This window comes from Kribbella sp. NBC_00482, assembly GCF_036013725.1.
Taxonomy (GTDB): domain Bacteria; phylum Actinomycetota; class Actinomycetes; order Propionibacteriales; family Kribbellaceae; genus Kribbella.
In genome coordinates, this window is the sequence record NZ_CP107881.1 from 6,323,426 (window position 1) to 6,347,564 (window position 24,139).

Genomic DNA, 24,139 nt, shown 5'->3' on the forward strand with positions numbered 1-24,139 from the left:
TTCAACCGTCGGACAGCTCTGCAATGGACGGGTCAGGTGCGTAGAGTCGGTCAGCGATGACATGGTTCGAGGCGGTGTTCGTCCTGCTGGCGGGGATGGGCGCGGGAACGATCAACGCCGTGGTGGGGTCGGGCACGCTGCTCACCTTCCCCGCGTTACTTGCCGTCGGCATCCCTCCGGTGCTGGCGAACGTCAGCAATACGGTCGGTCTGGCCCCTGGTACGGCGGCCGGCGCGATCGGTTACCGTCGCGAGCTCGAAGGGCAGCGCGGCCGGTTGCTCCGGCTGGTGCCGGCGTCGCTGGCCGGCGGCATCCTCGGGGGAGTGCTGCTGCTGACGCTGCCCGACTCCGCGTTCCACGCCGTCGTACCGGTCCTGATCCTGCTCGGCTGTCTGCTGGTCGCCTTCCAGCCGTGGCTGTCGAAGTGGATCAGCGTGCCGTCCCATCAGCACCGCGGCGCGTGGTGGGTGATCCCGGCCGTCTTCGCCACCGGTGTGTACGGCGGGTACTTCGGCGCCGCGCAAGGTGTCCTGCTGATGGCGATCCTCGGCCTCGGCCTGGACTCGAACCTGCAGCGGATGAACGGCCTGAAGAACGTCCTCGCCACGGTCGTGAACACCGCGTCCGCGATCCTGTTCGTCATCGTGCACGACATCAACTGGCTCGCGGCCGGTCTGATCGCGGTCGGATCGACCATCGGCGGTTTCCTCGGCGCCCGCTACGGCCGGAAGCTCCCGCCGATCGCACTCCGCGCGCTGATCGTCTGCATCGGCATCCTCGCCATCGTCACGATGGTGTTCTGAGCTGCAGTCCGGCCAGTAGTAGATCCAGGCCGTAGTCGAACTGTTCGTCGCCGCCCGTCGTACGGGCCAGCTCCGGCGCCAGTTCGACGACCGACGGGAAGTCCCGCGCCGACAGCGACTCCATCGAGGTGCGCAGCCGCCGCCATGCCTCGGGATCGCGGCGTTCGGCCGCCATCTGGATCTCCCACGACGTCGAGCCGAGCACGTACGTGAACAACGTCGTGTGCGTCCGTGCGGCCGTCTCCGGGTCGAACCCGGCAGCCCGCAGTACGCCGAGCAGACCCTCAGCGACCCGCGCCGTCTCGTGCCCGCTCAGCGGCCGTCCGGCGAGTAGTTGCGCAAGGCAAGGGTGCTGGAGCATCAACAGCCGCAACGACCGGCACACGGCTCGCACCTGGTCCGGCCACGGCTCGTCCGACGGGACGGAGGGCAGGAGCCCCATCAGGTGATCGCGGACGGCGTCGTACAGATCGTCCTTGTTCCGGAAGTAGGTGTAGAGCGCCATCGGGCCGACCCCGAGCTCGCCGGCGACCCCGCGCAGGCTGAACGCGTCGGTGCCTTTCGCCTCCATCAGCTCCAGCGCCGTCCGCACGATCAGGTCGGCGCTCAGGGTGTTCCGCGGCGTCCTAGACATCGGACCCAGCCATGTGACCCATCTCCCTTCGATGCTCCTAACGTACAGTGTATAGTACGGTGTATGCGAGCCATTCAGATCACCGAGTTCGGCGGACCCGAGGTCCTCAAGGTCAGCGATGTCCCGGCGCCGGTCGCCGGCGAGGGGCAGGTCCTGATCACGGTCGACCGCGCGGGCATCAACTACGCGGACACGCACCAGGTCGAGAACAGTTACCTCTCCAAGACCGAGCTGCCGCTGATCCCGGGCGGCGAGGTCGTCGGCCACACCGCGGACGGCCGCCGGGTGGTCGCGCTCGTCGGGTCCGGTGGCTATGCGGAGCAGGCTGTCGCCCACGCGCCGTACGCCTGGGATGTCCCGGAAGGTGTCAGCGACGGCGACGCGCTGGCGCTCGTGCTGCAGGGCACCACCGCGTGGCACCTGCTCAAGACGTCGACGCACCTGCAGCCGGGCGAGTCCGTCCTGGTGCACGCCGGTGCCGGCGGTGTCGGTTCGCTCGCCGTTCAGCTCGCCAAGCTCTGGGGCGCGGGCCGCGTGATCGCGACCGCCTCCAGCGAGGAGAAGCGCAAGCAGGTCCTCGAGCTGGGCGCCGACGCCGCGATCGACGGTACGCCGGAAGGCCTGAAGGACCGCATCCTCGAGGCGAACGGCGGCAAGCCCGTCGACATCGTGCTCGAGATGGTCGGCGGCCAGACCTTCGACGAGTCGTTCGCCGCACTGGGCCGCTTCGGCCGCCTGGTCACCTTCGGTGCCGCGTCCCGGCAGTCGGCCGCGCCGATCGACTCGAGCCGGTTGATGAAGGGTTCGAAGACGATCGCCGGCTTCTGGCTGGCCGACTGCTTCGCGAACCCGCAGCTGCTCGGCGGTCCGCTGACCGAGCTGTTCGACCTGACCGCGGGCGGCAAGCTCCGCCCGATCGTCGGCGGCGAGTACGCGCTGTCCGACGTCGCCTCCGCCCACGAAGACATGCGAGCTCGCCGGACCGTCGGCAAGCTCCTGCTCGACCCCACTCGCTAGGAGAAACCACTGATGACTATCGCTGTTGAGAAGGTTCTGTACACCGCCCGCGCCACCGCGAACGGCGGCCGGGACGGCAAGGTCGCCACCGACGACGGCAAGCTCGACGTCCTCGTCGTACCGCCGGCCGAGATGGGTGGCTCCGGCAACGGAACCAACCCGGAGCAGCTGTTCGCGGCCGGCTACGCGGCCTGCTTCCACAGTGCGCTGAAGGTCGTGGCCCGCAAGGCCCGTCTGGCCCAAGATGTTATGGACGGCTCGACCGTCACCGCCGAGGTCGGCATCGGCCCGATCAACGGCGGCGCCGGCTACGGCCTCGAGGTCGCGCTGGTCGTCAGCCTGCCCGGCCTGGACAACGCGGTCGCCGAGGACCTCGTCGCCAAGGCACACCAGGTCTGCCCGTACTCCAACGCCACCCGCGGCAACATCAACGTCGACCTCAAGGTCGCCTGACTCACATCCGCGCGAGGGCCTCTTCCAAGAGGCCCTCGGTCGCGGAGACCGGGGCTGCGGAGATCGTCAGCCCTTCCATGATCGCGACGTACTCGTCGACCTCTTCGACCTTGTCCAGGTAGACCGCGCTCGCCGCGTGCTCGATGTAGACGATGTCCGGCAGGTCGCCGTCCGGGAACCGCAGCAGGCTGAACGCGCCGCCGGCGCCCGGGTACCCGACGCTGCTGAACGGCATCACCTGCAACGTGATGTTCGGCTGCTGCGACCACTTGAGCAGGTGCTCGATCTGCGCCCGCATCACGTCCTCGCCGCCGACCGGACGGTGCAGCACCGACTCGTCGATGACGACCCACAGCCGGGCCGGGTTCGGCCGGGTGAGGATCTGCTGCCGGGTCACCCGCAGCTCCACCCGCTGGTCGACCTCCTGATTCGGCAGGAACGACTTGCCCATCTGTACGACGGACCGCGCGTACTCCTCGGTCTGCAACAGGCCCGGGACGAACATCACCTCGTACGTCCGGATCAGCGTCGCGGCGACCTCGAGCCCGACGTAGTTCGCGAACCAGCTCGGCATCACGTCGCCGTAACGGGACCACCAACCCGGGTTGTTCGCGGCCCGGGACAGCTCCATCAACCGGAAGCGCTCGCCCTCGTCGGCCATGCCGTAGAGCTCGAGCAGGTCGCTGACGTCGCGCTCCTTGAACCCGACGCGGCCGAGCTCCATCCGGCTGACCTTGGACTCCGACGCCCGGATCTGCCAGCCCGCGTCGGCACGACTGATCCCGGCGGATTCACGCATCCGCCGCAACTGCCCACCGAGCATGATTCGGAGAGCGGTCGGTCCGCCTTCGCCGCCGCTCACAGTCGTCTGCTCACTCACCCTGTCCCACGCCCAGCCACGCACCCATTCCAGCGGGTGATGCTACCGCCTGTCCAGTCACCAGGGTTCGACGTCGGCGCCCGTCGCCGCGATCCAGAGGGCGCGGAAGGCGGAACCGGGTCGACCGTTGAAGTCGTCGTCCGGCAACGCCGGGATCAGGTTCAGAACCGCGCCGAGGTGACCGCAGGCGGCGGCCTGCAGGACGAGCAACTGGGTCGGGTGTTCACGCCGGGCGCGCGGCGTCTTCAGCAGCGTGCCGTACTCGTCCACCAGACCGGAGATCTCGGCCGGTGTCGGGTGGAGACTTCCGTCGCGTGCGGTGGCTTCGGCCTTTGCGAGCACGTCTTCGTAGGCGTAGCCGTCGCCGAAGACCCGCGCCCACTCACGAATCAGGTCCGGACGCCCGAGGGCAGCGAGCACCTCCACACCTTCCCAACCGTCGAACCAGCCCTCCTCGAGATGCCCGAGGTATTCCTGCGTACCGTCCTCGGAGTAGGAGACGTAGTCTGTCCCCGACGTGCTCTTGAGCGTGAAGAGCTCGCGGGCGAAGGCGTCTCGTCCCGTTCGTACCAGGTACGCCAGGAACGGTGTGGTGTAGAACGTCGACGGCGTGGTGGTTGCGCCCTGCCAGACGGCGCGAGCCTCCTCGACGCGGCCGCATTCGACCAGTGCCCATGCAACGGCCAGGCGATGCTCGCCCGGATTGGTCTCGGGCTCGATCGCGGCCCGGGCGCGGGCGAACCAGGCATCGCCCCGGGCGGCGTCGCCGAGTGCGGTGTAGGCGCCGCCGATCGACGACGCGATGAACGGCACGTTGTACTCGTCGAGTACGGCGTCGATGTCGGCGTCGGTCACGGTGAAGACGGCCCGGGCATCGTCGAGCAGGCCGGCAGCGGCCAGGATCAGCGCGACGTCGGCGGTGCCGCGGAGGCGCTCGCTCGGAGTGGGCACGGCGGCCAGCAGTTCCATCGCGCCTTGCGCTTCGCCGCGCCGTGCGCGCAGCCGAGCCGCGTGCCGGAGGCTCTCGCTGACATGGTGATCCCAGCTCGTCCGCAACGGCCCGACGGAGTCCAGCGCGAGCTGGAACAGGTCGTCCACGGTCGCTGTGTTCGGCGGTGGCCAGGTCACGGCGGGCGCGGGTTCGGCTGCGCCGACGAACGGCTCGAGGTATTCGTCGTACGGCGCTCCGAGGCGTCCGGCCGCGCTCTCCGCGTCCGGGACGATGTCCAGTTCGCCCCACCACGTGGGCCAGGCGTACCGCCGGTCGACCGCCCAGGCGAGCAGCAGGTCCAGGTCGTCGCGCCGGTCATCGGGGGCGATCACGAGACCCGGCGCGAACGCCGCAGCCCAGGTGTCCTCGTCGAGGACGAACGAGGGGTCGCCCTGGTCCTCGTCCTGGAGGTCGAGGCCGATGTCGTCACCGTCGAGCTCGAGCGGGCGCGCAGCGTACGGCTCGCGCAGGAAGCGGAAGTCGCCGAGCACGTCGCCGGTCGAGGCTTCGATGAATCGCAGCCTGGTCCGGCCGGCCGCGACGATGACGCCGTCCGCGCCCCAGATCACGCCGGTGATGTCCTCGGGTACGTCGAAGACGTCCACGGCCTCCGGGTACTGCCCAGGCGACCAGATCTCGATCCGATCGGCCGAGGTGAGGCAGGCGGCGAACTCGCCGTCCGGTGACCATGCCCAGACTCCCGCGTCGGGAAGCTCCCAGTCCGCTTCCTTCGGCGCCACGTGGAGGTGGTGGCTGCGTCCGTCAGGGTCGTGCACGACCACGCGAGGGAAGTGGTGGTCGGTCAGGACCGCGGCCAGCCGGCCACGGGCTCCCCAGCACAGCTGGGCACCGGGCAGTCCAGGGAGCTCGCCGACCAGCGCACCGCTGAGGGCGTCGGCGATCAGCAGGCGCCCGTCCAGGTGAACCGCCACCAGGCGCTCGTCGAGACTCCAGGCCGGGGCCTGGCCGTGCGTGTCGGCTCCGTCGAGCCACACCACCTGGCCGCTGTGAACGTCGATCGACGCCGCCCAGTTGCGTCGGCTGTAGCCGTAGATCCGCGAGCCGTCCCGTGACCAGAAGACCTGCTCGAAGAAGAGTTCGTTGTCGCCGAGCCGTGCCTTGATCGCCGGCGGTAGGGTCTCGGCCAGCCACGCGGGCTGCGGACCGTCTTCGTCGTACGCGTTGTAGAAGAAGTGTTTCCGGTCGAGTCGGGCGATGCAGCCGTGGACCTCACGCGGGGCCCGCATCCCGATGTAGGCGTGCGTTCCGTCGGGCGCGAACGCGAAGTCCGGCGGACGCGAACCGCCGTCGGTCACCGAGGCATCGCCGATCGGATCCTCGCCGTCCGCGCCGAACGGGTCCCACAACCCCACCATGTTGGTGTTGAACGCCATCGCGACCCGCTGCCCGTCGGGCGACCACTGGATGCTGCGGGCGTACCCGGGCCAGCCCACGCCGCCGGGGACTCCGTCCAGCTTGTTGACACAGCGCCCGAAATGGAGCTCCCAGACCTGCAGCACACCGCCGCGGTCGTAGTCGTCGCCGCACCACGAGCCGACCGCAAGGTAGCGCCCACAGGGACTGAGCGCCAACGCGTCGATCTCGACCAGATGCCCGTCGGGGTGGCGGAGTACCGCACCGGCCGACCTGATCTGTTCGGTCGCGAACCGGTGCGCGTCCGTGACCCCGTGTTCCACCTGGAGCTCAGCAAGTGCGTCGCGCAGTGGAGGCAGGTCACGAGAGGGCTCGAACGCCGACCAGTCGGCGTTCCGCAATGCCGACAGGAAGTCGTCAGGACCGCTTGCAATTGGAGGGAGCTCCACGAACCCGGGCGGTGAGTTGTGCACGGCGGCACGCTAGGCCACGGCCGGTCCACGGCAGGGCCGGTCCAGGGCGGGCTGGTTAGAGTGGCGGGCATGGAGAACGAGATCAGTGTCGTGGACGCCAAGGAGCGGAGCCGGTACGAAGCGGTCGACGCCGAAGGCAATCTGATGGGATTCGTCGACTACAGGCTGCACCCCGGTGTGATCAGCTTCGTGCATGCCGAGACGCTGCCGGAATTCCGCGGCCAGGGCGTGGCCGGCCGGATCGCGACCCAGTCGCTCGACGATGCCCGGGCGCTCGGGCTCCGGGTCAAGCCGCTCTGCCCGTTCTACATCGACTTCCTGACCGATCACACCGAGTACGCCGACCTCGTGAAGCGGGAGGGCGAGTGACGGTACTGGGCAAGCTCGAGTGGAAGGCCGCCGCCGAGGTCCCGGAGTTGCTGGCCGAGCCGGTCCGCGACGGCATCGGATCGATCCCGGCGTCCGCGGCCGCGATCGATCCCGGCCTGGCCGACACGGCCGCGTTCTGCGCCGAGTACGACGTACCGATGGCCGCGTCGGCGAACTGCGTGATCGTCCACGGCAAGCGCGCCGGTGAGTCGACGTACGCCGCGGTGATGGTGCTCGCCACCCACCGGGCCGACGTGAACGGCGTGATCCGCAAGCACCTCGGCGTCCGGAAGATCTCGTTCGCCGCGCAGGACGACGCGGTCAGCACGACCAGGATGGAGTACGGCGGCATCACGCCGATCGGACTGCCCGCCGACTGGCCGGTCCTGGTCGACGAGGCGGTCGCGAACGCCGGTCCGGTCGTGATCGGCAGCGGTATGCGCGCCTCCAAACTCCTCGTCGACGGCGCCGACCTGGCCAAGCTCCCCACCGCCGAAGTGCTGCAGCTCGCCGCACCCGCTAACTGACCGTTTGGGGTTCGTCACTCCTGGGGTACCGGCCCAAAGGCTTTCCAATCACGGGCCGGGAGGAGCAGGGATGAGCAGCGAACACGCGTTGGAGCACGGCAAGGCGATACCGAGTCTCGTGCCGGCCCGGATGGACCGGCTGCCCTGGACCAAGTTCCATTGGATGATCGTCGTCGGTCTGGGCGTCTCCTGGATCCTGGACGGCCTGGAGATCCAGCTGGTCTCCCTGGTCGGGAACGTGCTGAAGGAACCGGAGACCCTGCATCTGACCACCTCCGAGGTGGGTCTGATGGCGTCGATCTACCTGGCCGGTGAGGTGGTCGGCGCGCTCTTGTTCGGCCGGATGACCGACCGGCTCGGGCGACGCAGCCTGTTCATCGTCACGCTGCTGGTCTACCTGATCGCCTCCGGCGCGGCCGGCCTGTCCTGGGACCTCGGGTCGCTGCTGGTCTTCCGGTTCATTGCGGGGATGGGCATCGGCGGTGAGTACGCCGCGATCAACTCCGCGATCGACGAGCTGATCCCGTCGAAGTACCGCGGCCGCGTCGACATCGGCATCAACGGCACCTACTGGGCCGGTGCGCTGATCGGGTCCGCGGTCGGTCTGCTGTTCCTGAACACGGACATCGTCGCGGTCGAGTGGGGCTGGCGGCTGTGCTTCCTGATCGGCCCGGTGATGGGCCTGGTCATCATCTACCTGCGCCGGCACATCCCGGAGAGCCCGCGCTGGCTGATGACGCACGGCCGGGTCGAGGAGGCCGAGCGGACCGTCGACCAGATCGAGGAGACGGTACGGCGGCAGGGCGGCGAACTGCGCGAGGTCCGCGACGACGAGGCGATCGAGGTCGTCGACTACCCGCCGGTGACGTACCGCGAGATCGCCCGCGTGATGCTCCGCGACTACCGCAGCCGATCGTTCCTCGGCTTCTCGATGATGGTCACCCAGGCCTTTCTCTACAACGCGATCTTCTTCACCTACGCGCTGGTGCTGAAGTCGTACTTCGGCCTGAACGACTCCAGCGTCGCGCTGTACTTCTTCCCGTTCGCGATCGGCAACCTGGCCGGCCCGCTGCTGCTCGGGCACCTGTTCGACACCGTCGGCCGCCGGAAGATGATCCTCAGCACGTACACGCTGTCGGCCGTCGTCCTGTTCATCACCGCGTTGCTGTTCAACGCCGGCGTACTGAACGCCGCGTCGTTGACCGGGCTGTGGTGCGTGGTGTTCTTCTTCGCGTCGGCCGGTGCGTCCTCGGCGTACCTGACGGTGAGCGAGATCTTCCCGATCGAGCTGCGCGGGCAGGCGATCTCGTTCTTCTTCGCGATCTCGCAGCTGACCGGCGGCGTGATCGCGCCGTACCTGTTCGCCTCGCTGATCGGTGAGGGCGACAACCCGGCGCGCGGGCCGCTGACGGTCGGTTACATCGTCGGCGCGGCCGTGATGCTGGCCGGCGGGATCATCGCGTGGGTGTTCGGCGTGGACGCGGAAGGCAAGTCGCTGGAGGCCATCGCGAAGCCGCTGTCGTCGAAGACCGGAGCGACGCGCTTCCAGGGTCCGACGCCGCGTCTCCCGGCTACCGAACGGCGCCGGGCGGACGAACCCTAAGATGGCGGCGTGGGTTCGCTGCTGATCGCCGGTACGACGTCCGACGCCGGGAAGACGACCGTCGTCACCGGGCTGTGCCGATGGCTGGCGCGGCAGGGTGTGCGGGTCGCGCCGTACAAGGCGCAGAACATGTCGAACAACTCGATGGTCTGCGCGGACGGCACCGAGATCGGCCGCGCGCAGTGGATCCAGGCCGTTGCCGCCGGCGCCGAGCCCGAGGCCGCGATGAACCCGGTCCTGCTCAAACCGGGCAGCGACCGGCGCAGCCACGTCGTCCTGATGGGTGAGCCGTGGGGCGAGTTGACGTCCCGCGGCTTCCTGACCGAGCGGGCGGAGCTGGCGAAGGCGGCGTTCGCGGCGTACGACGATCTCGCGTCGAGGTACGACGTGGTGATCAGCGAGGGCGCGGGCAGCCCGACCGAGATCAACCTGCGGCAGTCGGACTACGTGAACCTCGGCCTCGCGCAGCACACCAAGGCTCCGGTCGTCGTGGTCGGCGACATCGACCGCGGGGGAGTGTTCGCGTCGATGTTCGGCACGGTCGCGTTGCTCGACGCGGCCGATCAGGCCCTGATCAGCGGATTCCTGGTGAACAAGTTCCGCGGCGACGTCTCGCTGCTGCAGCCGGGGATCGACATGCTCGCCTCGGTCACCGGCCGGCCGACGTACGGCGTACTGCCGTGGCTGCCCGAGCTGTGGCTGGACTCCGAGGACGCGCTGGACATCCCGGTACGGCGTGCCTCGCCGGGTGACCTGTTGACGATCGCGGTGGTGCGGTTCCCGCGGATCAGCAACTTCACGGACCTCGACGCGCTCGCGGTGGAGCCGACCAACAGCGTGTTCTTCACCACGAGTCCGGGGGAGGTCCGCGACGCCGACCTGGTCGTGTTGCCGGGCTCGCGCGCGACCAGTGCGGATCTGGAGTGGTTCCGGTCGCTCGGTCTCGCCGAGGCTGTGGCGGCACGGGTCGCGGACGGCCGTCCGGTGCTCGGCATCTGCGGCGGTTATCAGATGCTCGGCGCAACGATCTCCGACCCGTACGAGGTCGAGTCGGGTGGCTCGTCGGCCGGTCTGGGGCTGTTGCCGGTAGCAACCACGTTCGCCCGCGAGAAGACGCTGGCGCGGCCGGCGCGAACGGCGTACGAGATCCATCATGGTGTCGTCGAGGTGGTTGGTGACGCGGAGGCGTTCCCAGGTGGGTGCCGCAGCGGCAACACGTGGGGCACGATCTGGCACGGTCTGCTCGACGACGACTCCGCGCGGCATGCGTTCCTCGCCGAGGTCGCCGGGCTCACCGGCAAGCCCGCGCCTGACGGCTCGGTCTCGTTCGCCGGCCTGCGCGAGGAGCGGCTGGACCGTCTCGCCGACATGATCGACGAATACGCCGACACCGCCGCGCTGCTGCACCTCATCGAGCACGGCGCACCACCCGTCCCGTTCATCCCACCAGGAGCCCCGTGAAGTCCCACCTCCAGCAGTATCTCCAGGACACCCGTGCGCTGCTGCTTGCCAAGCTCGACGGGATCGGTGAGTACGACCGTCGGCGTCCGCTCGTGCCGTCCGGGACCAATCTGCTCGGGCTGGTGAAGCACCTCGTCGGCATCGAGCAGGTGTACCTCGGCACGAGTGTCGGTCGGCCACCGGAGAAGGCGCTGCCCTGGAACGAGGACGGTTCGGTCTGGGGCGGTGCCGACATGTGGGCGCTGCCGTCCGAGTCGACGGAGTACATCACCGGCCTCTACCGCGAGGCCTGCGCGCACAGCGACCGCTCCATCGCCGAGCTCGACCTGGACCACCCGGCCGAAGTTCCGCACTGGGCCGAGGGGCAACGCGGTACGACGTTCGGCGCGCTGCTCGTCCGCGTCGTCGACGAGACCGCCCACCACGCCGGCCACGCGGACATCGTCCGCGAACTGATCGACGGCCAGGGCGGCAAGGACGCAGACATGCTCGACGAGGCCGCCTGGACGGACTACTACGCCCAGATCCAGCGAGCCGCGGAGACGTTCCGCCAGCCCTCAGACCAGGTGTGACTGCCTTTTCACCGCGCACCGGCGGTGTTACTGTCGGTGTCGACCGCGCCCCTGCCCCTGGCGACGAGCCGTCGCTCAGGGTGGTCCAGGGGGAAGATGAACAGCGCGTCCGATGCCGACGATGCTTTCGTGCGGATCTGGTCGACGCACGGTGACCAACTGCGGTGGATCGCAGGGACGATTCTGCGCGACAGAGCCGCTGCGCAGAGAGTCGTGGTCGATGTCATCGCTGCCTACTGTGCGAGTCCACCCCGGTCGGACGGTGGGCTCCCGTCACGACACGAGCTGGCACGCCTGACCTATCTGCACTGCCTGCGCGCCGGAGCCGTCAGCGACCGGATCGACGGCAGGCCGCAGCGCGACCGTTTCGACAGCACTGTCGAGAGCATCGCCATCGTCGGGCTGCGGGTACTCGCGCAGCATCAGCGGACCATGCTTGCTCTCGTCCAGCTCGGAGATCACAGCTGCGACGATGTCGCCGACCTTCTCGGTCTGCCGGACGAGGTCGCGGCCCAGTTGCTCGCCACCGGGCTACGGGAAGCAGAGCCTGCTCCCGCTCCCGGTCGAGAACCTGGCCCGGGCGTCGTGGAGCTGATCGCCTTGCTGGCACACCAATGAACCTCGCGGGCAGTCCCTGACAGACTGAGCGCGTGGATGACTTCGAGCGGCAGCGGGGGCGGTTGTTCGGGATTGCGTATCGGATGACCGGTACGGCGACCGATGCCGAGGAGATCGTGCAGGACGCGTGGCTGCGTTGGCAGGATGTCGATCGGGCGACGGTGCGGGATCCGAACGCGTACCTGGCGAAGGTCGTCACCAACCTGTCGATCAAGCAGCTGACGTCGGCGCGGGCGCGGCGGGAGCTGTACGTCGGCGAGTGGCTGCCGGAGCCGGTGCTGACGGGGCGGACCGGGCTCGACGCGCTCGAGCCGCTGGAGATCGTCGCCCAGCGGGACTCGGTGTCGTTCGCGCTGCTACTGCTGCTGGAGGCGCTGACCCCGGCGGAGCGGGCGGCGTACGTCCTGCACGAAGCATTCGGGTACAGCCATCGCGAGGTGGCTGAGCTGATCGGGACGACGGACGCCAACGCCCGGCAACTGCTGTCCCGCGCCCGCAAGCGGGTGGCGACTGATTCGCGGCGCAGGCAGCCGGTCGACCGGGTTGGCTGGCGCGAGTTCGTCGATCGTTTCCTCGCGGCGGCGCAGTCGGGCGAGATCGAGCAGCTCGAACGCCTGCTCGCCGAGGACGTCGTCTCCACCTCGGACGGCGGCGGCAAGGTGACCGCGGCCCGGAACCCGGTCGTCGGCCGGACCCAGGTGGCGCGGTACCTGATCGGGACGCTGCAGAAGTTCGGCGCGGGCTTCGTCATGCGGTTCGCGGAGGCGAACGGCGAGCCGGTGCTCGTTGCCGAGAGCCCCGACGGGCTGATGGCGGTGTGCTTCGTCGAGGCCGGGCCGCAGGGCGTCAGCGCCCTCCGGTTCGTGCTGAATCCGGACAAGCTCGCCTTTGCCGCCGCCCAGGTGTCACAGATCGGGAGGCTGTCCGATCTTTCCTGGTGAACCGAAAGGACACCAGGATGACTTCCCTTCTCGTCACCGGTGGGACCGGCCACCTCGGCAGGCCCACCGTGAACGCGTTCCGTACGGCTGGCCACGAGGTACGGGTGCTCAGCCGCCGGGCCGGACCCGACCATGTCGTGGCTGACCTCACGACCGGCGACGGGCTGGCAGCCGCACTCGAGGGCGCCGACGTGGTGGTGCACCTCGCCACCAGTCTCCGCGGCCAGGATGCGCAGCAGACCCGGAACCTGCTCGCAGCCGCGGCGGGGGTGAAGCACCTCGTGGTGATGTCGATCGCGGGGATCGACCGTATCCCGCTCGGGTACTACCGGACCAAGCTCGAGGTCGAGCGGCTGGTCGAGGAGTCGGGCGTGCCGTACACGATCCAGCGCGCTACCCAGTTCCACGACCTGGTCGAGCGCGTCTTCGCCGCCCAGCGGTACCTCCCGGTCGTGATCGCGCCGAAGATGATGATGCAGCCGATCGCCGTCGAGGACGTCGCCGCCCGGCTGACCGAGCTTGTCGGCGAGCCGCCGGTGAAGGGGCGGGCTCCGGACATCGGCGGACCCGAACGCCTGTCGGTGCCGGAGCTGGCCCACATCTGGAAGCGGGCGAAGGGCTCGCGGCGCCCGATCGTCGGAGTGCGCCTGGGCGGCAAGGTGTTCCGTGCGTTCGCGAACGGCGAGGCGATGGTGGACGGGCCGGCGTACGGGCGGATCACGTTCGCGGAGCATCTCGGATGAGGGGGTACGTGCGCGGCGTGCTGGTGGCGTTGGCCGCGCTCCAGTTCGTTCTGGGGTTCTGGCTGACGTTCGCGCCGAAGTCGTTCTACGACAACGTTCCGACGGTCGACTGGGATCCGCCGTTCGCCGAGCACGCGTTCCGCGATTTCGGTGCGGCCTCACTCGGCCTCGGCGTCGTCCTGACCGCCGCCGCGATCCGCCTCGACCGCTACCTCGCGACCTTGGCGCTGCTCGCCTATCTCGCGTTCTCGGTGCCGCACACGGCCTTCCACCTCGGCCATCTCGACGGCGACCAGCCCGGCTGGTCCGTCGTACTCGCGGTCGGCGTGAGTCTGATGGTGGTGCTTCCGCTCACCGCACTGGCGGGGACACGCAAGATGACTTGACGACTGTGACAGTAGGACTGTCACAATAGCGCCCATGGGTCCACTCGAGGGCGTGAAGGTGGTCGAGCTGGCCGGCCTCGGTCCGGCGCCGTTCGCCTGCATGATGCTGGCGGAGCTCGGCGCCGACGTGCTGCGGGTCGAGCGCCCCGGCGGCGGGGTGTCGCTGGGCCCGCCGGAGCTGGATCTGGTCAACCGCGGCCGTCGCAGTGCGGCCCTGGACCTCAAGCAGCCGGCCGCGGTCGACGTCGTACGGCGGCTGGTCACGCAGGCCGACGTACTGGTCGAAGGGTTCCGGCCCGGGGTGGCCGAGCGGCTCGGGCTCGGGCCGGCGGACTGTCACGAGACCAATCCGCGGCTCGTGTACGGGCGGATGACCGGGTGGGGGCAGGACGGTCCGCTCGCGCAGACCGCGGGACACGACATCGACTACCTCGCGCTGTCCGGCGCGCTGCATCTGATCGGGCGGGCCGACGGTCCGCCGCAGGTGCCCGCGAACCTGCTCGGTGACTTCGCAGGCGGATCGCTGTACCTCGTGATCGGCGTACTCGCGGCACTGAACGAGGCGCAGCGCAGCGGGCGCGGACAGGTCGTGGACGCGGCGATCGTGGACGGCTCGGCGCACCTGACCACGATGCTGCTCGGTGCACTCGCCGCCGGATCGTGGCGGCAGGAACGCGGGACGAACCTGCTCGACACCGGCGCGCCGTTCTACGACGTGTACGAGACCGCCGACGGGAAGCACGTTGCGGTCGGGGCGCTCGAACCGCAGTTCTACGCCGAGCTGATCGACAAACTCGGTCTGGACGCGCCGGACCGCAACGATCCTTCGCAGTGGCCGGAGTTGCGGAAGGTGCTGACCGAGACGTTCCGGCAGCGGACCCAGGCGGAGTGGACGGAGCTGTTCGACGGCTCGGACGCGTGCGTCGCACCAGTGTTGCCACTCGCCGGCGACCACCCGCATCTTGTTGCCCGAGGCACCTTTGTGGAGCACCACGGCGTCCGGCAGGCGGCCCCCGCGCCGCGCTTCGACCGTACGCCGACCAGCCTGGACCGGCCGCCCGCGCGGCCGGGGGAGCACACCCGGGAAGCCTTGGCCGACTGGGGAATCACCGACATCGACCAACTGCTGGAGTCCCGCGCAGCCGTGCAGAACTGAGAGAGGAACCCGCCCGTGGAACGTCAGCTGTTCGACGCCGATCACGACGCCTTCCGGGAGACCGTCCGGTCGTTCTGCGACAAGGAGATCGTCCCGCATCACGACAGCTGGGAGGACGCCGGGATCGTCCCGCGCGAGCTCTGGACCGCGGCCGGTGCGGCAGGCCTGCTCGGCTTCATGATGCCCGACCAGTACGGCGGTGGCGGCGTGCGTGACTTCCGGTTCAACACCGTGCTGATCGAGGAACTGACCCGGGTCCGCGCGAGCGGAGTCGGCTTCACCATCCACACCGACATCAACTCGGCGTACCTGCTGGACTACGCGACCGACGAGCAGAAGGCGCGCTGGCTGCCGGCCTTCTGTTCGGGGGAGACGATCACCGCGATCGCGATGACCGAGCCAGGGGCCGGCAGCGACCTTCAGGGCATCCAGACCACCGCACGGCGCGACGGCGACCACTACGTGCTGAACGGGCAGAAAACGTTCATTTCCAACGGGATTCTCGCCGACCTGGTGATCGTCGTCGCGAAGACCGACCCGGAGGCCGGCGCGCAGGGGATCTCGCTGATCGTCGTCGAGCGCGGGATGCCCGGGTTCGAGCGCGGGCGGAACCTGGACAAGATCGGCCTCAAGGCGCAGGACACCGCGGAAATGTTCTTCGACGACGTCCGGGTCGCCGTCGACAACCTGCTTGGCGAAGAGGGCAAGGGCTTCGTCTACCTGATGGAGAAGCTGCCCCAGGAGCGGTTGACGATCGCGGTGGTCGCGGCCGCCGCCTGCGAGAGCATCCTCGAGGACACGCTGCGGTACGTGAAGGACCGCAAGGCGTTCGGCCGTCCGATCGGATCGTTCCAGAACAGTCGTTTCGTCCTCGCGGAGCTCGCCACCGAGACCCAGATCGCCCGGGTGTTCGTCGATCGCTGCATCCAGGAACTCAACGCCGGCACGCTGACCGTGGCCGAGGCCGCGATGGCCAAGTGGTGGACCACCGAGCTGCAGAAGAAGGTCGTCGACCGGTGCCTGCAGCTGCACGGCGGCTACGGCTTCATGACCGAGTACCCGATCGCCAAGGCCTACCTGGACACCCGCATCCAGACCATCTACGGCGGCACCACCGAAATCATGAAGGAAATCATCGGCCGCACGATGGGCGTCTAGACGCAGGGGAACCGTCGCTCGGTGCGCACGCGGGCGACGCCGTCGCGACGGGTCCTGCGCCTGAATCGCCAGACAGGGGGTGCGATCATCCTGTGCTGGCGTTCACCGTGAGTCGTGCCCAACCCCTCCCAGCGGCGCGACACACCTGGCGCCGGGGTCTTGGGCTGCCCGAACAGGCTCAATCAGCCTAAACCCTCCGCGCGGGGGAGCACCACAGGTCGGCGCCCTACTCCCGGGTCAGGGTCAGACGAGCCTGGACGACGTCCTCGGCGACCTCGGTCAGGCGGCGGTTGTTGGCCCGGGCGTAGGAACGCAGGATGTCGAACGCCTCGTCGACAGCGATGTCCAGGCTGTGGCTGAGGAATCCCTTCGCCTGCTCGATCAGGATCCGGCTGTTCAGAGCGGTCTGGAGCTGCTCGGTGACGATCTCCTGGCGGGCCAGCGCGCGTTGGTGCACGATGCCGATCGTGGCCGCGTCGGCCAGCGCCTGCCCCAGGGTGATCGTGTCGGCATCCAGTTCCCCGGTGGTCTTGCTGAACAGATTCACTGCCCCGAGGACGGTGTTGCGCAAGCGCATCGGCAGCGCCTGAACCGACAGGTAGCCCTCGGTGACAGCGGCGGCGGTGAAGCGGGGCCAATGCCCGCGCGCGCTCCGCAGGTCCGGGTGCTGCACCGGGCGGCCGGAGCTGAACGCGTCGAAGCACGGGCCCTCGAGGTTCTGCAGCTGGGTCAGCTCGACCAGCCGTGCCTGTTCGGTGGAGGCTGCGACCAGGTTCAGCGCGCCGTGATGATCGGCGAGCAGAATGCCGCAGGCCGACACCCCCAGCAGTTCGCTGCAGTGGGCGGCGAGCCGGTCCAAGAACTCGATGATGTCGAAATCGTCGACGAGTGTGTCCGACAGTTCGATGAACACCTCGCGCACTCGACGGTCGGATGCAATCATCACTCCTCCTCCTGTTCTTTCTCGGCTTGTTCGGGGTCTGTTGGGCCTGGTTTGCGCGGTGGGTCGCTGCCGCCCGCGAGGTCACCGTCCAGGTGCAGACGGTCGGACATCACGTCGATGGCGATCTTGTGCAATGAAAGTCCACTGCTGTAGGCGTGGGCGCGCAGCCGGGCCAGCGCGTCGGTGACACTGATGCGCTGCTGCGAGGCCAGTCTGCCCGCGGCCTGGTGCACCTCGGCCCGGCGAGCGGTGAACGCGGCCTCGATCACCTCGTCCAGGTCCACGCTGACGCCTTGGCGGCCGTCGAGGGCGAGCACGAAGAGGGCATCCGCGAACACCAACGCCTCCTCCAGTTGCTCTCGCTGCAGCGGCCCCGGCTCCCGCCGGTAAACGGTCAGCACGCCGACTCTCGCGGCTCCGGCGGCGACCGGGAACGCGAAGACGCCGTGCACGCCCCGACCGGCCCCGGCCGCGGCGAACGCGGGCCATCGCCGACCGGCCGACGACCCGTGCAGGTCCGGCTCGAGCACCGGCGCGCTGCTGGCGACAGCCTCACCGCTCGGACCTTCACCCAGCTCGAACTGAAGGTCCTCCAGTTCACCGATCTCCGGGGCGGTGGCCAGCACCGGCTCCAGGAGTCCGTTGTCGAGGCTCATCGCGAGCCCGGCGCCTGCCGCGGAGAGCGCCTGGGCGCAGGCCGACACGGCGTCCGCCAACGAAGGCGCCCCGCCGTTGGAAACGGCTCTGATCGCCCCCCACACCCTCGCGCTGCGGTCGTGATCCACCCAATCCGTCCACACTCGAACCGCCGTCGGGCGGATGGCCCACCCTAGCGGCCGGATCGTCGAAATGTTGTTCATAGCGCGCGCGTCACCAAGTCTCTTCGCGGCCACGCCATGCCCGGTCCCCAGATCCGCCGGTCCAGCCGCCTAGGAACGACCGGTACCCGATACCGCGATGCTCATTCCGCCGTCCCTCCCCGGACATACCGCGATGCGCGAACCGTGGTCCGGGGCCGACGCTGTGGCCATTCATTCTAGTCCGGGTTCGGCCCCGCGGCTCTCCCGGCGGGCAAGTCGCCGTGATTGACTGCGTGCAGGAGTCGAGGGAGGTCGTCATGGGGATCGTGTCGCCAGGATTCACGGGCCGGCGTGGGAGTGGGGCGGATCTGCCGCCGGGGCAGTACCTGACGCACGAGTTTCCGGTGCTGTCGGCGGGACCGACGCCGCAGATCCTGACCGATCACTGGGAGTTCACGGTCACGACGGAGACCGGCGAGAAGTACAAGTGGGACTGGGCGGCCCTGACGGCGTTGCCGGCCGAGGAGATCACCAAGGACATCCACTGTGTGACGCGGTGGTCCAAACTGCAGACGACCTGGAAAGGCGTCTCGCTCGACACGCTGCTCGCGGACGTCGAGACCGGCGCGGACTTCGCGATGGCGCACAGCTACGGCGGCTACACCACGAACCTGCCGCTCGACGACCTGCTCGACGGGCAGTCCTGGATCGCCTACGAGTACGACGGTGAGCCGCTGCATGCCGAGCACGGCGGACCCGCGCGACTGCTCGTTCCGCACCTGTACTTCTGGAAGAGCGCCAAGTGGGTCCGAGGCCTGGTGCTGTCCGACAGCGAGGACCTCGGCTTCTGGGAGACCGCCGGCTATCACGAGTACGGAGACCCATGGAAAGAACAGCGATACGCCGGCGACTGACCGCGCGCATGTCTTGGCAGGTCGCCACGGTGGCCGACGTACGGCAGGAGACCGAGACGGCTCGCACGATCGTGCTCGACGTACCGGACTGGCCGGGGCATCTCGCGGGGCAGCATCTCGACGTACGGCTGACCGCTGAGGACGGGTACCGGGCGTCGCGGTCTTACTCGATCGCGTCGGCCTGGGCCAATTCGCACAGCTCCACGATCGAGTTGACCGTGGAGCAGGTGCCTGGCGGTGAGGTGTCGCCGTACCTCGTCGAGGTGCTGAAGGTCGGGGATCCGTTGGAGATCCGGGGACCGGTCGGCGGGTGGTTCGTGTGGAAGCCGGAGCAGGAAGGGCCGGTGCAGCTGATCGGCGGGGGATCGGGTGTCGTGCCGTTGCGGGCGATGCTGCGGGCTCATGCGGTCGCTGGTACGACGCCGGTGCGGTTGCTGTACTCCGTGCGGCGGCCGGAGTCGGTGATCTATGTGAGCGACCTGAAGGAGCTGGCCGCGTCGGACGCTGTCGACGTACGGCTCGTGTACACGCGGGAGGCGCCGGCCGGGGAGCCTCGGGTCGGACGGATCGACGCGGACCTGATCGAGCAGTACGCGCTCAAGCCCGAGGACGGTGCGACGACGTACGTGTGCGGCCCGACGCCGTTCGTGGAGACGGTGGCGAACCTGCTGGTCGCGGCCGGCCACGACCCGGCCCGCGTCAGAACTGAACGTTTCGGCCCGACAGGAGGACCTCGATGAGCAACTACTTGGACGGCAACGCGGCCGCAGGAGCCTTGAGCGAGTTGTTCGCAGTCGACCTGACGGCAGCCATCGCCCAATGCAACGGCTGCGGCCACACCACCGTCTTCGCCGAGTCCCGCGTGTACGTCGACGCCCCCGGCACCGTCGCCCGCTGCGCCGGCTGCGACACAGTCCTCCTCCGCGTAGTAACCACCCCCAACGACACCTACCTGGACCTCCGAGGCCTCACCTACCTCCGCGTCCCCAACTCCTAGCGAGGCTTGTTCTGGGTGCGGCGGATTGTGTCGCGTTGGGTTTCGCCTACGGCTCGTTCGTAGGCGAGGACGAGGCCTTGGATGGTGACTGGCTTGAAGCGTTCTACTAGTTGCTGGATGTGCTCGGGTGGGCCGCCGGAGTCTCGGTAGTGGGGCCAGACCTTGGTGCGGAAGACCTCGGTGAGTTCTTCCGCGATCGCGCGGCCGTGCTCGGTGAAGATCCGGCCGGCGTCCAGCACTGCCTCGACCGGGAGATCCAGGTCGAGCAGCTCGACGCCGAGACTCAGATGCGCGGTCGCGACCTGGAACACGTCCTCGTCCGGCGTCGGCTCGACCACCCCGAGCGCGACGAGCATCTCGATGTCGTCGTCAGTCAGCTCACGACCGGTACGCCGTACCAGTGCCGCTCGATCAAGCGTTTCGGGGAGATCGCGCATCCACGGCGTCAGCAGCGTCCGGTGCAGCGCGATGTCCTGCGGTGTCGCGTTGGTGGGGATCCGCTCCAGGTACCCCTCGATCGCCTGCAGCGTGAACCCGTGCGCCTGCAGCTCACGCACCAGATCGAGCCGCGCGATGTGCTCCGGGCCGTAGTACCCGACCCGCCCGCGCCGGATCGGTGGCGGAATCAGCCCTCGCCCCGCATAGAACCGCAACGTACGCACCGTCATCCCGACCCGCGTCGACAGCTCATCCACCGTCAACGTCGCGTCGTCCCCCGCGAGCTCCGACATGGCGGAGATCATAACGGCCCCCACTTGACCACCATGACAGCATTACTGTCACAATCGGCTGCATGACTGTGCCAATGCCACGCCTCCGGCGCGGCGGGTCATGGGGCTGTGACTCCCGGCCTTCCCTCGTCGTTCCGGTCGCTTCGCTCCCTCCACTCCTCAGTCCAGGCCGGGAGGCCCCATGACCAGCGAAGCCTTTCTGTACGACGCGATTCGGACACCGCGCGGCAAGGGCAAGCCGACCGGAGCGCTGCACGAGGTCAAGCCGATCCAGCTGATCACCGGACTGCTGCAGGAGCTGCGCACCCGGCATCCCGATCTGGATCCGGCCGTTATCGACGACGTGGTGCTCGGGGTCGTGACGCCGATCGGCGACCAGGGCATGGACATCGCGCGGACCGCCGTACTGATGGCCGGCTATCCCGAGACGACTGGTGGCGTGCAGCTGAATCGCTTCTGCGCCTCGGGTCTCGAGGCCGTCAACCAGGCGGCGCAGCGGGTGCGGTCCGGGTGGGAGGACTTCATCCTGGCCGGCGGCGTCGAGTCGATGTCCCGCGTGAAGATGGGCTCCGACGGCGGCGCCTGGGCGATGGACCCGGAGACCGCGCTCGACACCGGCTTCATCCCGCAGGGCATCAGCGCGGACCTGATCGCGACGCTCGACGGCTTCTCCCGCACCGACGTCGACGCCTACGCCGCCGAGTCGCACGCCCGGGCCGCGAAGGCGTGGGCCAACGGGTACTTCGCGCGTTCCGTCGTACCGGTCGTGGATCGGAACGGTCTGCGGATCCTGGACCACGACCAGCTCGTCCGTCCCGGTACGTCGGTCGACACGCTGGCCGGGCTGCCGTTGTCGTTCGCGGCGATCGGCGAGCACGGCGGGTTCGACTCGGTCGCGCTGGAGAAGTACCTGACCGTCGAGCGGATCTCGCACGTGCACCACGCGGGCAACTCGTCGGGCATCGTCGACGGCGCGGCCCTGGTTGCTGTCGGCAACGAGAAGGCCGGCGAGGCGCTCGGTCAGGCGCCCCGCGGCCGGGTGGTCGCTGTTGGTGTCAGTGGTGCCGATCCGACCATCATGCTGACCGGCCCGGCGCCGGCCGCCCGGAAGGCTTTGGCTCGCGCGGGTCTGGAAGCCGGCGACATCGACCTGTTCGAGATGAACGAGGCGTTCGCGGCCGCGGTCATGCACTTCATGAAGGATCTCGGCGTACCGCACGAGAAGGTGAACGTGAACGGCGGCGCGATCGCACTCGGCCACCCGCTCGGCGCCACCGGCGCGATGCTGATCGGAACCCTGCTGGACGAGCTGGAGCGACGCGAGCTCCGCTACGGACTGGCCACCCTGTGCGTCGGCGGCGGCATGGGCGTCGCGACGATCATCGAGAGGCTCGCAGCGTGAACAGCATGATCGAGTGGAAGAACGACGCCGGCGTCATCACTCTGACGCTGAACGACCCGTCCGCGTCCGCCAACACGATGAACGACGCGTACGTCGAGGCGATGGGACGGACCGTCGAGCGCCTGGTCGCCGAGAAGGCCCTGATCAAGGGCGTGATCGTGACGTCCGCGAAGGCGACATTCTTTGCCGGCGGCAACTTGCAGCAGCTGTCGCAGATCCAGCCGTCGGACGCTGCGCAGGTGTTCGAGACGGTCGAGGAAGTCAAGCGGCAGCTGCGGGTCCTGGAGACGTTGGGCGTGCCGGTCGTTGCCGCGATCAACGGATCCGCGCTCGGCGGCGGGCTGGAGATCGCGCTCGCCTGCCACCACCGGATCGTTGCCGACGACAACCGGGTCGAACTCGGCGTACCCGAGGTGACGCTCGGCCTGCTGCCCGGCGGCGGGGGAGTGACCCGCACGGTCCGGATGCTCGGACTGCAGGACGCACTGATGAAGGTGCTGCTGCAGGGCCAGCGGATGAAGCCTGCGCACGCATTGTCGGTCGGGATCGTCGACGAGGTCGTGCCGGCCGATGACCTGCTGGACGCGGCCCGCCGGTGGATCTCGACGTACGACGGCGACGCGAAGCAGCCCTGGGATCGCGACGGGTACAAGATCCCCGGCGGTACGCCGTCCTCGCCGAAGCTGGCCGCGTTCCTGCCCGCGTTCCCGGCGAACCTGCGCAAGCAGCTCAAGGGCGCGCCGTACCCGGCGCCGCGGGCGATCATGAGCGCCGCGGTCGAGGGCAGCCAGGTCGACTTCGAGACCGCCTCGCGGATCGAGTCGCGGTACTTCGTGTCGCTGGCGACCGGCCAGATCGCGAAGAACATGATCCAGGCGTTCTTCTTCGACCTGCAGTCGATCAACGCGGGTGGGTCGCGGCCTGCCGGCGTACCGAAGTACTCCGCACGCAAGGTCGGTGTGCTCGGGGCGGGAATGATGGGCGCCGGGATCGCCTACGTGTGTGCGAAGGCCGGCATCTCCGTGGTGCTCAAGGACGTGTCTTTGGAGGCGGCTGCGCGCGGCAAGGAGTACTCCGAGAAGCTGCTCGCGAAGCAGGTCGCGAAGGGCCGGGCGACGGCTGCCGATGTGGAGGCGTTCCTGAGCCGGATCACGCCGACCGGGGACCCGAACGACCTGGCCGGGTGCGACCTGGTGATCGAGGCCGTCTTCGAGGACGGTGGACTCAAGCAGAAGGTGTTCGCGGAGGTCGCCGACGTGGTCGAGCCCGACGCGCTGCTCTGCTCGAACACCTCCACGCTGCCGATCACCGCGCTCGCCGACGGCATCGACCGGCCGGACGACTTCGTCGGCATGCACTTCTTCTCGCCGGTCGACCGGATGCCGCTGGTCGAGCTGATCGTGGGGGAGAAGACCTCGGACCGGGCGATCGCGCAGGCGTACGACGTCGTACGGCAGATCAAGAAGACGCCGATCGTGGTCAACGACAGCCGCGGGTTCTTCACGTCGCGGGTGTTCGGCACGCTCGTCATGGAGGGCGCCGCGATGGTTGCCGAGGGTGTCGACCCGGTGATGATCGAGCGCGCCGCGACCCAGGCCGGGTTCCCGGCGCCGCCGCTGGCGATGCTGGACGAGGTGACGCTGACGCTGCCGCAGAAGATCCGGGACGCCGCGCGGGCGGCGGGCGACAGCGCGGGCGCGTTCGACGACCATCCTGGGATGGCGGTTGCCGACCGGCTCGTCAACGAGTTCGACCGGCGCGGCAAGGCTGCCGGTGCGGGGTTCTACGACTACCCGGCAGACGGCCCGAAGCAGTTGTGGCCCGGGTTGCGGGAGCACTTCGCTCAGCACGGCGACGTACCGTTGGTTGATCTGCAGGACCGGATGCTGTTCGCGATGGCGCTCGAGACGGTGAAGTGCCTGGACGAGCGCGTGTTGCGCTCGGTGCCGGACGCCAACATCGGGTCGATCTTCGGGATCGGATTCCCGCCGCTGCACGGCGGCGCGCTGCAGTACGTGAACGCCTATGGACTGCCCGCATTCGCCGACCGGGCGCGCGAACTGGCAGCGACGTACGGCGCGCGCTTCGAGCCGCCCGCACTGCTGATCCGGAAGGCAGCGGCGGGCGAGATCTTCGGCTGATCACGGGCTGGTACCAACTCAAGCAAACTCCACACATTCGAACAAATAACAG

The 24,139-nt window shown here is 68.9% G+C and carries 25 protein-coding genes; 19 read left to right on the forward strand and 6 right to left on the reverse strand.

Annotated elements, in window-relative coordinates:
* The first annotated feature begins 56 nt into the window (after window positions 1-56).
* On the forward strand, window positions 57-803 hold the full coding sequence (locus tag OHB24_RS30660) for a sulfite exporter TauE/SafE family protein (protein ID WP_327634337.1): 747 nt from the start codon (window positions 57-59) through the stop codon (window positions 801-803).
* Here the strand turns inward: OHB24_RS30660 and OHB24_RS30665 are convergent.
* Complete coding sequence (locus OHB24_RS30665) at window positions 787-1,437, reverse strand: TetR/AcrR family transcriptional regulator (RefSeq protein ID WP_327634338.1); 651 nt, start codon at window positions 1,435-1,437, stop codon at window positions 787-789. The two genes, OHB24_RS30660 and OHB24_RS30665, sit on opposite strands and share 17 nt — an antisense overlap.
* Window positions 1,438-1,500: 63 nt before the next feature.
* Here OHB24_RS30665 and OHB24_RS30670 point away from each other — a divergent pair, with 63 nt between their 5' ends.
* Both OHB24_RS30670 and OHB24_RS30675 read left to right on the forward strand, forming a co-directional pair.
* Window positions 1,501-2,454 carry a quinone oxidoreductase family protein gene (locus OHB24_RS30670; protein WP_327634339.1) on the forward strand — a complete coding sequence of 318 codons (954 nt, stop codon included), beginning with the start codon at window positions 1,501-1,503 and terminating at the stop codon, window positions 2,452-2,454.
* 12 nt (window positions 2,455-2,466) lie between these two features.
* Window positions 2,467-2,907, forward strand: coding sequence for an organic hydroperoxide resistance protein (locus OHB24_RS30675; RefSeq protein WP_327634340.1), 441 nt, complete (start codon window positions 2,467-2,469; stop codon window positions 2,905-2,907).
* A 1-nt stretch (window position 2,908) separates the two neighbouring features.
* Here OHB24_RS30675 and OHB24_RS30680 read toward each other — a convergent pair whose 3' ends face one another.
* Entirely contained in the window at window positions 2,909-3,730 is an 822-nt protein-coding gene (locus OHB24_RS30680) for a helix-turn-helix domain-containing protein (RefSeq protein ID WP_327641127.1), read from the reverse strand.
* A gap of 114 nt (window positions 3,731-3,844) precedes the next feature.
* Window positions 3,845-6,625, reverse strand: a complete 2,781-nt coding sequence (locus OHB24_RS30685; protein WP_327634341.1) for a WD40 repeat domain-containing protein — start codon at window positions 6,623-6,625, stop codon at window positions 3,845-3,847.
* 69 nt (window positions 6,626-6,694) lie between these two features.
* Here OHB24_RS30685 and OHB24_RS30690 point away from each other — a divergent pair, with 69 nt between their 5' ends.
* From OHB24_RS30690 to OHB24_RS30740, 11 genes are all read left to right on the forward strand, one after another.
* On the forward strand, window positions 6,695-6,994 hold the full coding sequence (locus OHB24_RS30690; protein WP_327634342.1) for a GNAT family N-acetyltransferase: 300 nt from the start codon (window positions 6,695-6,697) through the stop codon (window positions 6,992-6,994).
* Window positions 6,991-7,521, forward strand: coding sequence for a YbaK/EbsC family protein (locus OHB24_RS30695; RefSeq protein ID WP_327634343.1), 531 nt, complete (start codon window positions 6,991-6,993; stop codon window positions 7,519-7,521). Before OHB24_RS30690 ends, OHB24_RS30695 begins: the two co-directional genes overlap by 4 nt.
* A gap of 70 nt (window positions 7,522-7,591) precedes the next feature.
* A complete protein-coding gene (locus tag OHB24_RS30700) occupies window positions 7,592-9,124 on the forward strand; it encodes an MFS transporter (RefSeq protein WP_327634344.1) in 1,533 nt (510 codons plus the stop codon).
* A 9-nt stretch (window positions 9,125-9,133) separates the two neighbouring features.
* Complete coding sequence (locus OHB24_RS30705; protein ID WP_327634345.1) at window positions 9,134-10,585, forward strand: cobyric acid synthase; 1,452 nt, start codon at window positions 9,134-9,136, stop codon at window positions 10,583-10,585.
* Window positions 10,582-11,157: a DinB family protein gene (locus OHB24_RS30710; RefSeq protein ID WP_327634346.1), complete on the forward strand. Its 576-nt coding sequence runs from the start codon at window positions 10,582-10,584 to the stop codon at window positions 11,155-11,157. Before OHB24_RS30705 ends, OHB24_RS30710 begins: the two co-directional genes overlap by 4 nt.
* A 96-nt stretch (window positions 11,158-11,253) precedes the next feature.
* Window positions 11,254-11,775: a hypothetical protein gene (locus OHB24_RS30715; RefSeq protein ID WP_327634347.1), complete on the forward strand. Its 522-nt coding sequence runs from the start codon at window positions 11,254-11,256 to the stop codon at window positions 11,773-11,775.
* A gap of 32 nt (window positions 11,776-11,807) precedes the next feature.
* Window positions 11,808-12,716 carry an RNA polymerase sigma-70 factor gene (locus OHB24_RS30720; protein ID WP_327634348.1) on the forward strand — a complete coding sequence of 303 codons (909 nt, stop codon included), beginning with the start codon at window positions 11,808-11,810 and terminating at the stop codon, window positions 12,714-12,716.
* Between the two features lie 17 nt (window positions 12,717-12,733).
* Window positions 12,734-13,459, forward strand: coding sequence for an SDR family oxidoreductase (locus OHB24_RS30725; RefSeq protein WP_327634349.1), 726 nt, complete (start codon window positions 12,734-12,736; stop codon window positions 13,457-13,459).
* Window positions 13,456-13,845: a DUF4345 family protein gene (locus OHB24_RS30730; RefSeq protein ID WP_327634350.1), complete on the forward strand. Its 390-nt coding sequence runs from the start codon at window positions 13,456-13,458 to the stop codon at window positions 13,843-13,845. The genes OHB24_RS30725 and OHB24_RS30730 overlap by 4 nt, the downstream gene beginning before the upstream one ends.
* 34 nt (window positions 13,846-13,879) lie before the next feature.
* Entirely contained in the window at window positions 13,880-15,001 is a 1,122-nt protein-coding gene (locus OHB24_RS30735; RefSeq protein WP_327634351.1) for a CaiB/BaiF CoA transferase family protein, read from the forward strand.
* A gap of 15 nt (window positions 15,002-15,016) precedes the next feature.
* Window positions 15,017-16,159, forward strand: a complete 1,143-nt coding sequence (locus OHB24_RS30740; RefSeq protein ID WP_327634352.1) for an acyl-CoA dehydrogenase family protein — start codon at window positions 15,017-15,019, stop codon at window positions 16,157-16,159.
* Between the two features lie 226 nt (window positions 16,160-16,385).
* Here OHB24_RS30740 and OHB24_RS30745 read toward each other — a convergent pair whose 3' ends face one another.
* Window positions 16,386-17,102: a GAF and ANTAR domain-containing protein gene (locus tag OHB24_RS30745; RefSeq protein WP_327634353.1), complete on the reverse strand. Its 717-nt coding sequence runs from the start codon at window positions 17,100-17,102 to the stop codon at window positions 16,386-16,388.
* Entirely contained in the window at window positions 17,102-17,818 is a 717-nt protein-coding gene (locus OHB24_RS30750) for a GAF and ANTAR domain-containing protein (protein ID WP_327634354.1), read from the reverse strand. Before OHB24_RS30750 ends, OHB24_RS30745 begins: the two co-directional genes overlap by 1 nt.
* 401 nt (window positions 17,819-18,219) lie before the next feature.
* Between OHB24_RS30750 and OHB24_RS30755 the strand changes: the two genes are divergently transcribed.
* Genes OHB24_RS30755 through OHB24_RS30765 form a run of 3 tightly spaced genes read left to right on the forward strand, consistent with a single transcriptional unit; the run spans window position 18,220 to window position 19,813 of the window.
* On the forward strand, window positions 18,220-18,816 hold the full coding sequence (locus OHB24_RS30755) for a sulfite oxidase-like oxidoreductase (protein ID WP_327634355.1): 597 nt from the start codon (window positions 18,220-18,222) through the stop codon (window positions 18,814-18,816).
* Between the two features lie 8 nt (window positions 18,817-18,824).
* On the forward strand, window positions 18,825-19,556 hold the full coding sequence (locus tag OHB24_RS30760; protein WP_327634356.1) for a ferredoxin reductase: 732 nt from the start codon (window positions 18,825-18,827) through the stop codon (window positions 19,554-19,556).
* A complete protein-coding gene (locus tag OHB24_RS30765; RefSeq protein WP_327634357.1) occupies window positions 19,553-19,813 on the forward strand; it encodes a DUF6510 family protein in 261 nt (86 codons plus the stop codon). Before OHB24_RS30760 ends, OHB24_RS30765 begins: the two co-directional genes overlap by 4 nt.
* Here OHB24_RS30765 and OHB24_RS30770 read toward each other — a convergent pair.
* Entirely contained in the window at window positions 19,810-20,544 is a 735-nt protein-coding gene (locus tag OHB24_RS30770) for a MerR family transcriptional regulator (RefSeq protein WP_327634358.1), read from the reverse strand. The genes OHB24_RS30765 and OHB24_RS30770 overlap by 4 nt on opposite strands.
* A 181-nt stretch (window positions 20,545-20,725) precedes the next feature.
* On the opposite strand from OHB24_RS30770, the gene OHB24_RS30775 reads away from it, so the two are divergent.
* Together OHB24_RS30775 and OHB24_RS30780 are read left to right on the forward strand one after the other, a co-directional pair.
* Complete coding sequence (locus OHB24_RS30775; protein WP_327634359.1) at window positions 20,726-21,946, forward strand: acetyl-CoA C-acetyltransferase; 1,221 nt, start codon at window positions 20,726-20,728, stop codon at window positions 21,944-21,946.
* Between the two features lie 5 nt (window positions 21,947-21,951).
* Window positions 21,952-24,087, forward strand: a complete 2,136-nt coding sequence (locus tag OHB24_RS30780) for a 3-hydroxyacyl-CoA dehydrogenase NAD-binding domain-containing protein (protein ID WP_327634360.1) — start codon at window positions 21,952-21,954, stop codon at window positions 24,085-24,087.
* Window positions 24,088-24,139: the final 52 nt, after the last annotated feature.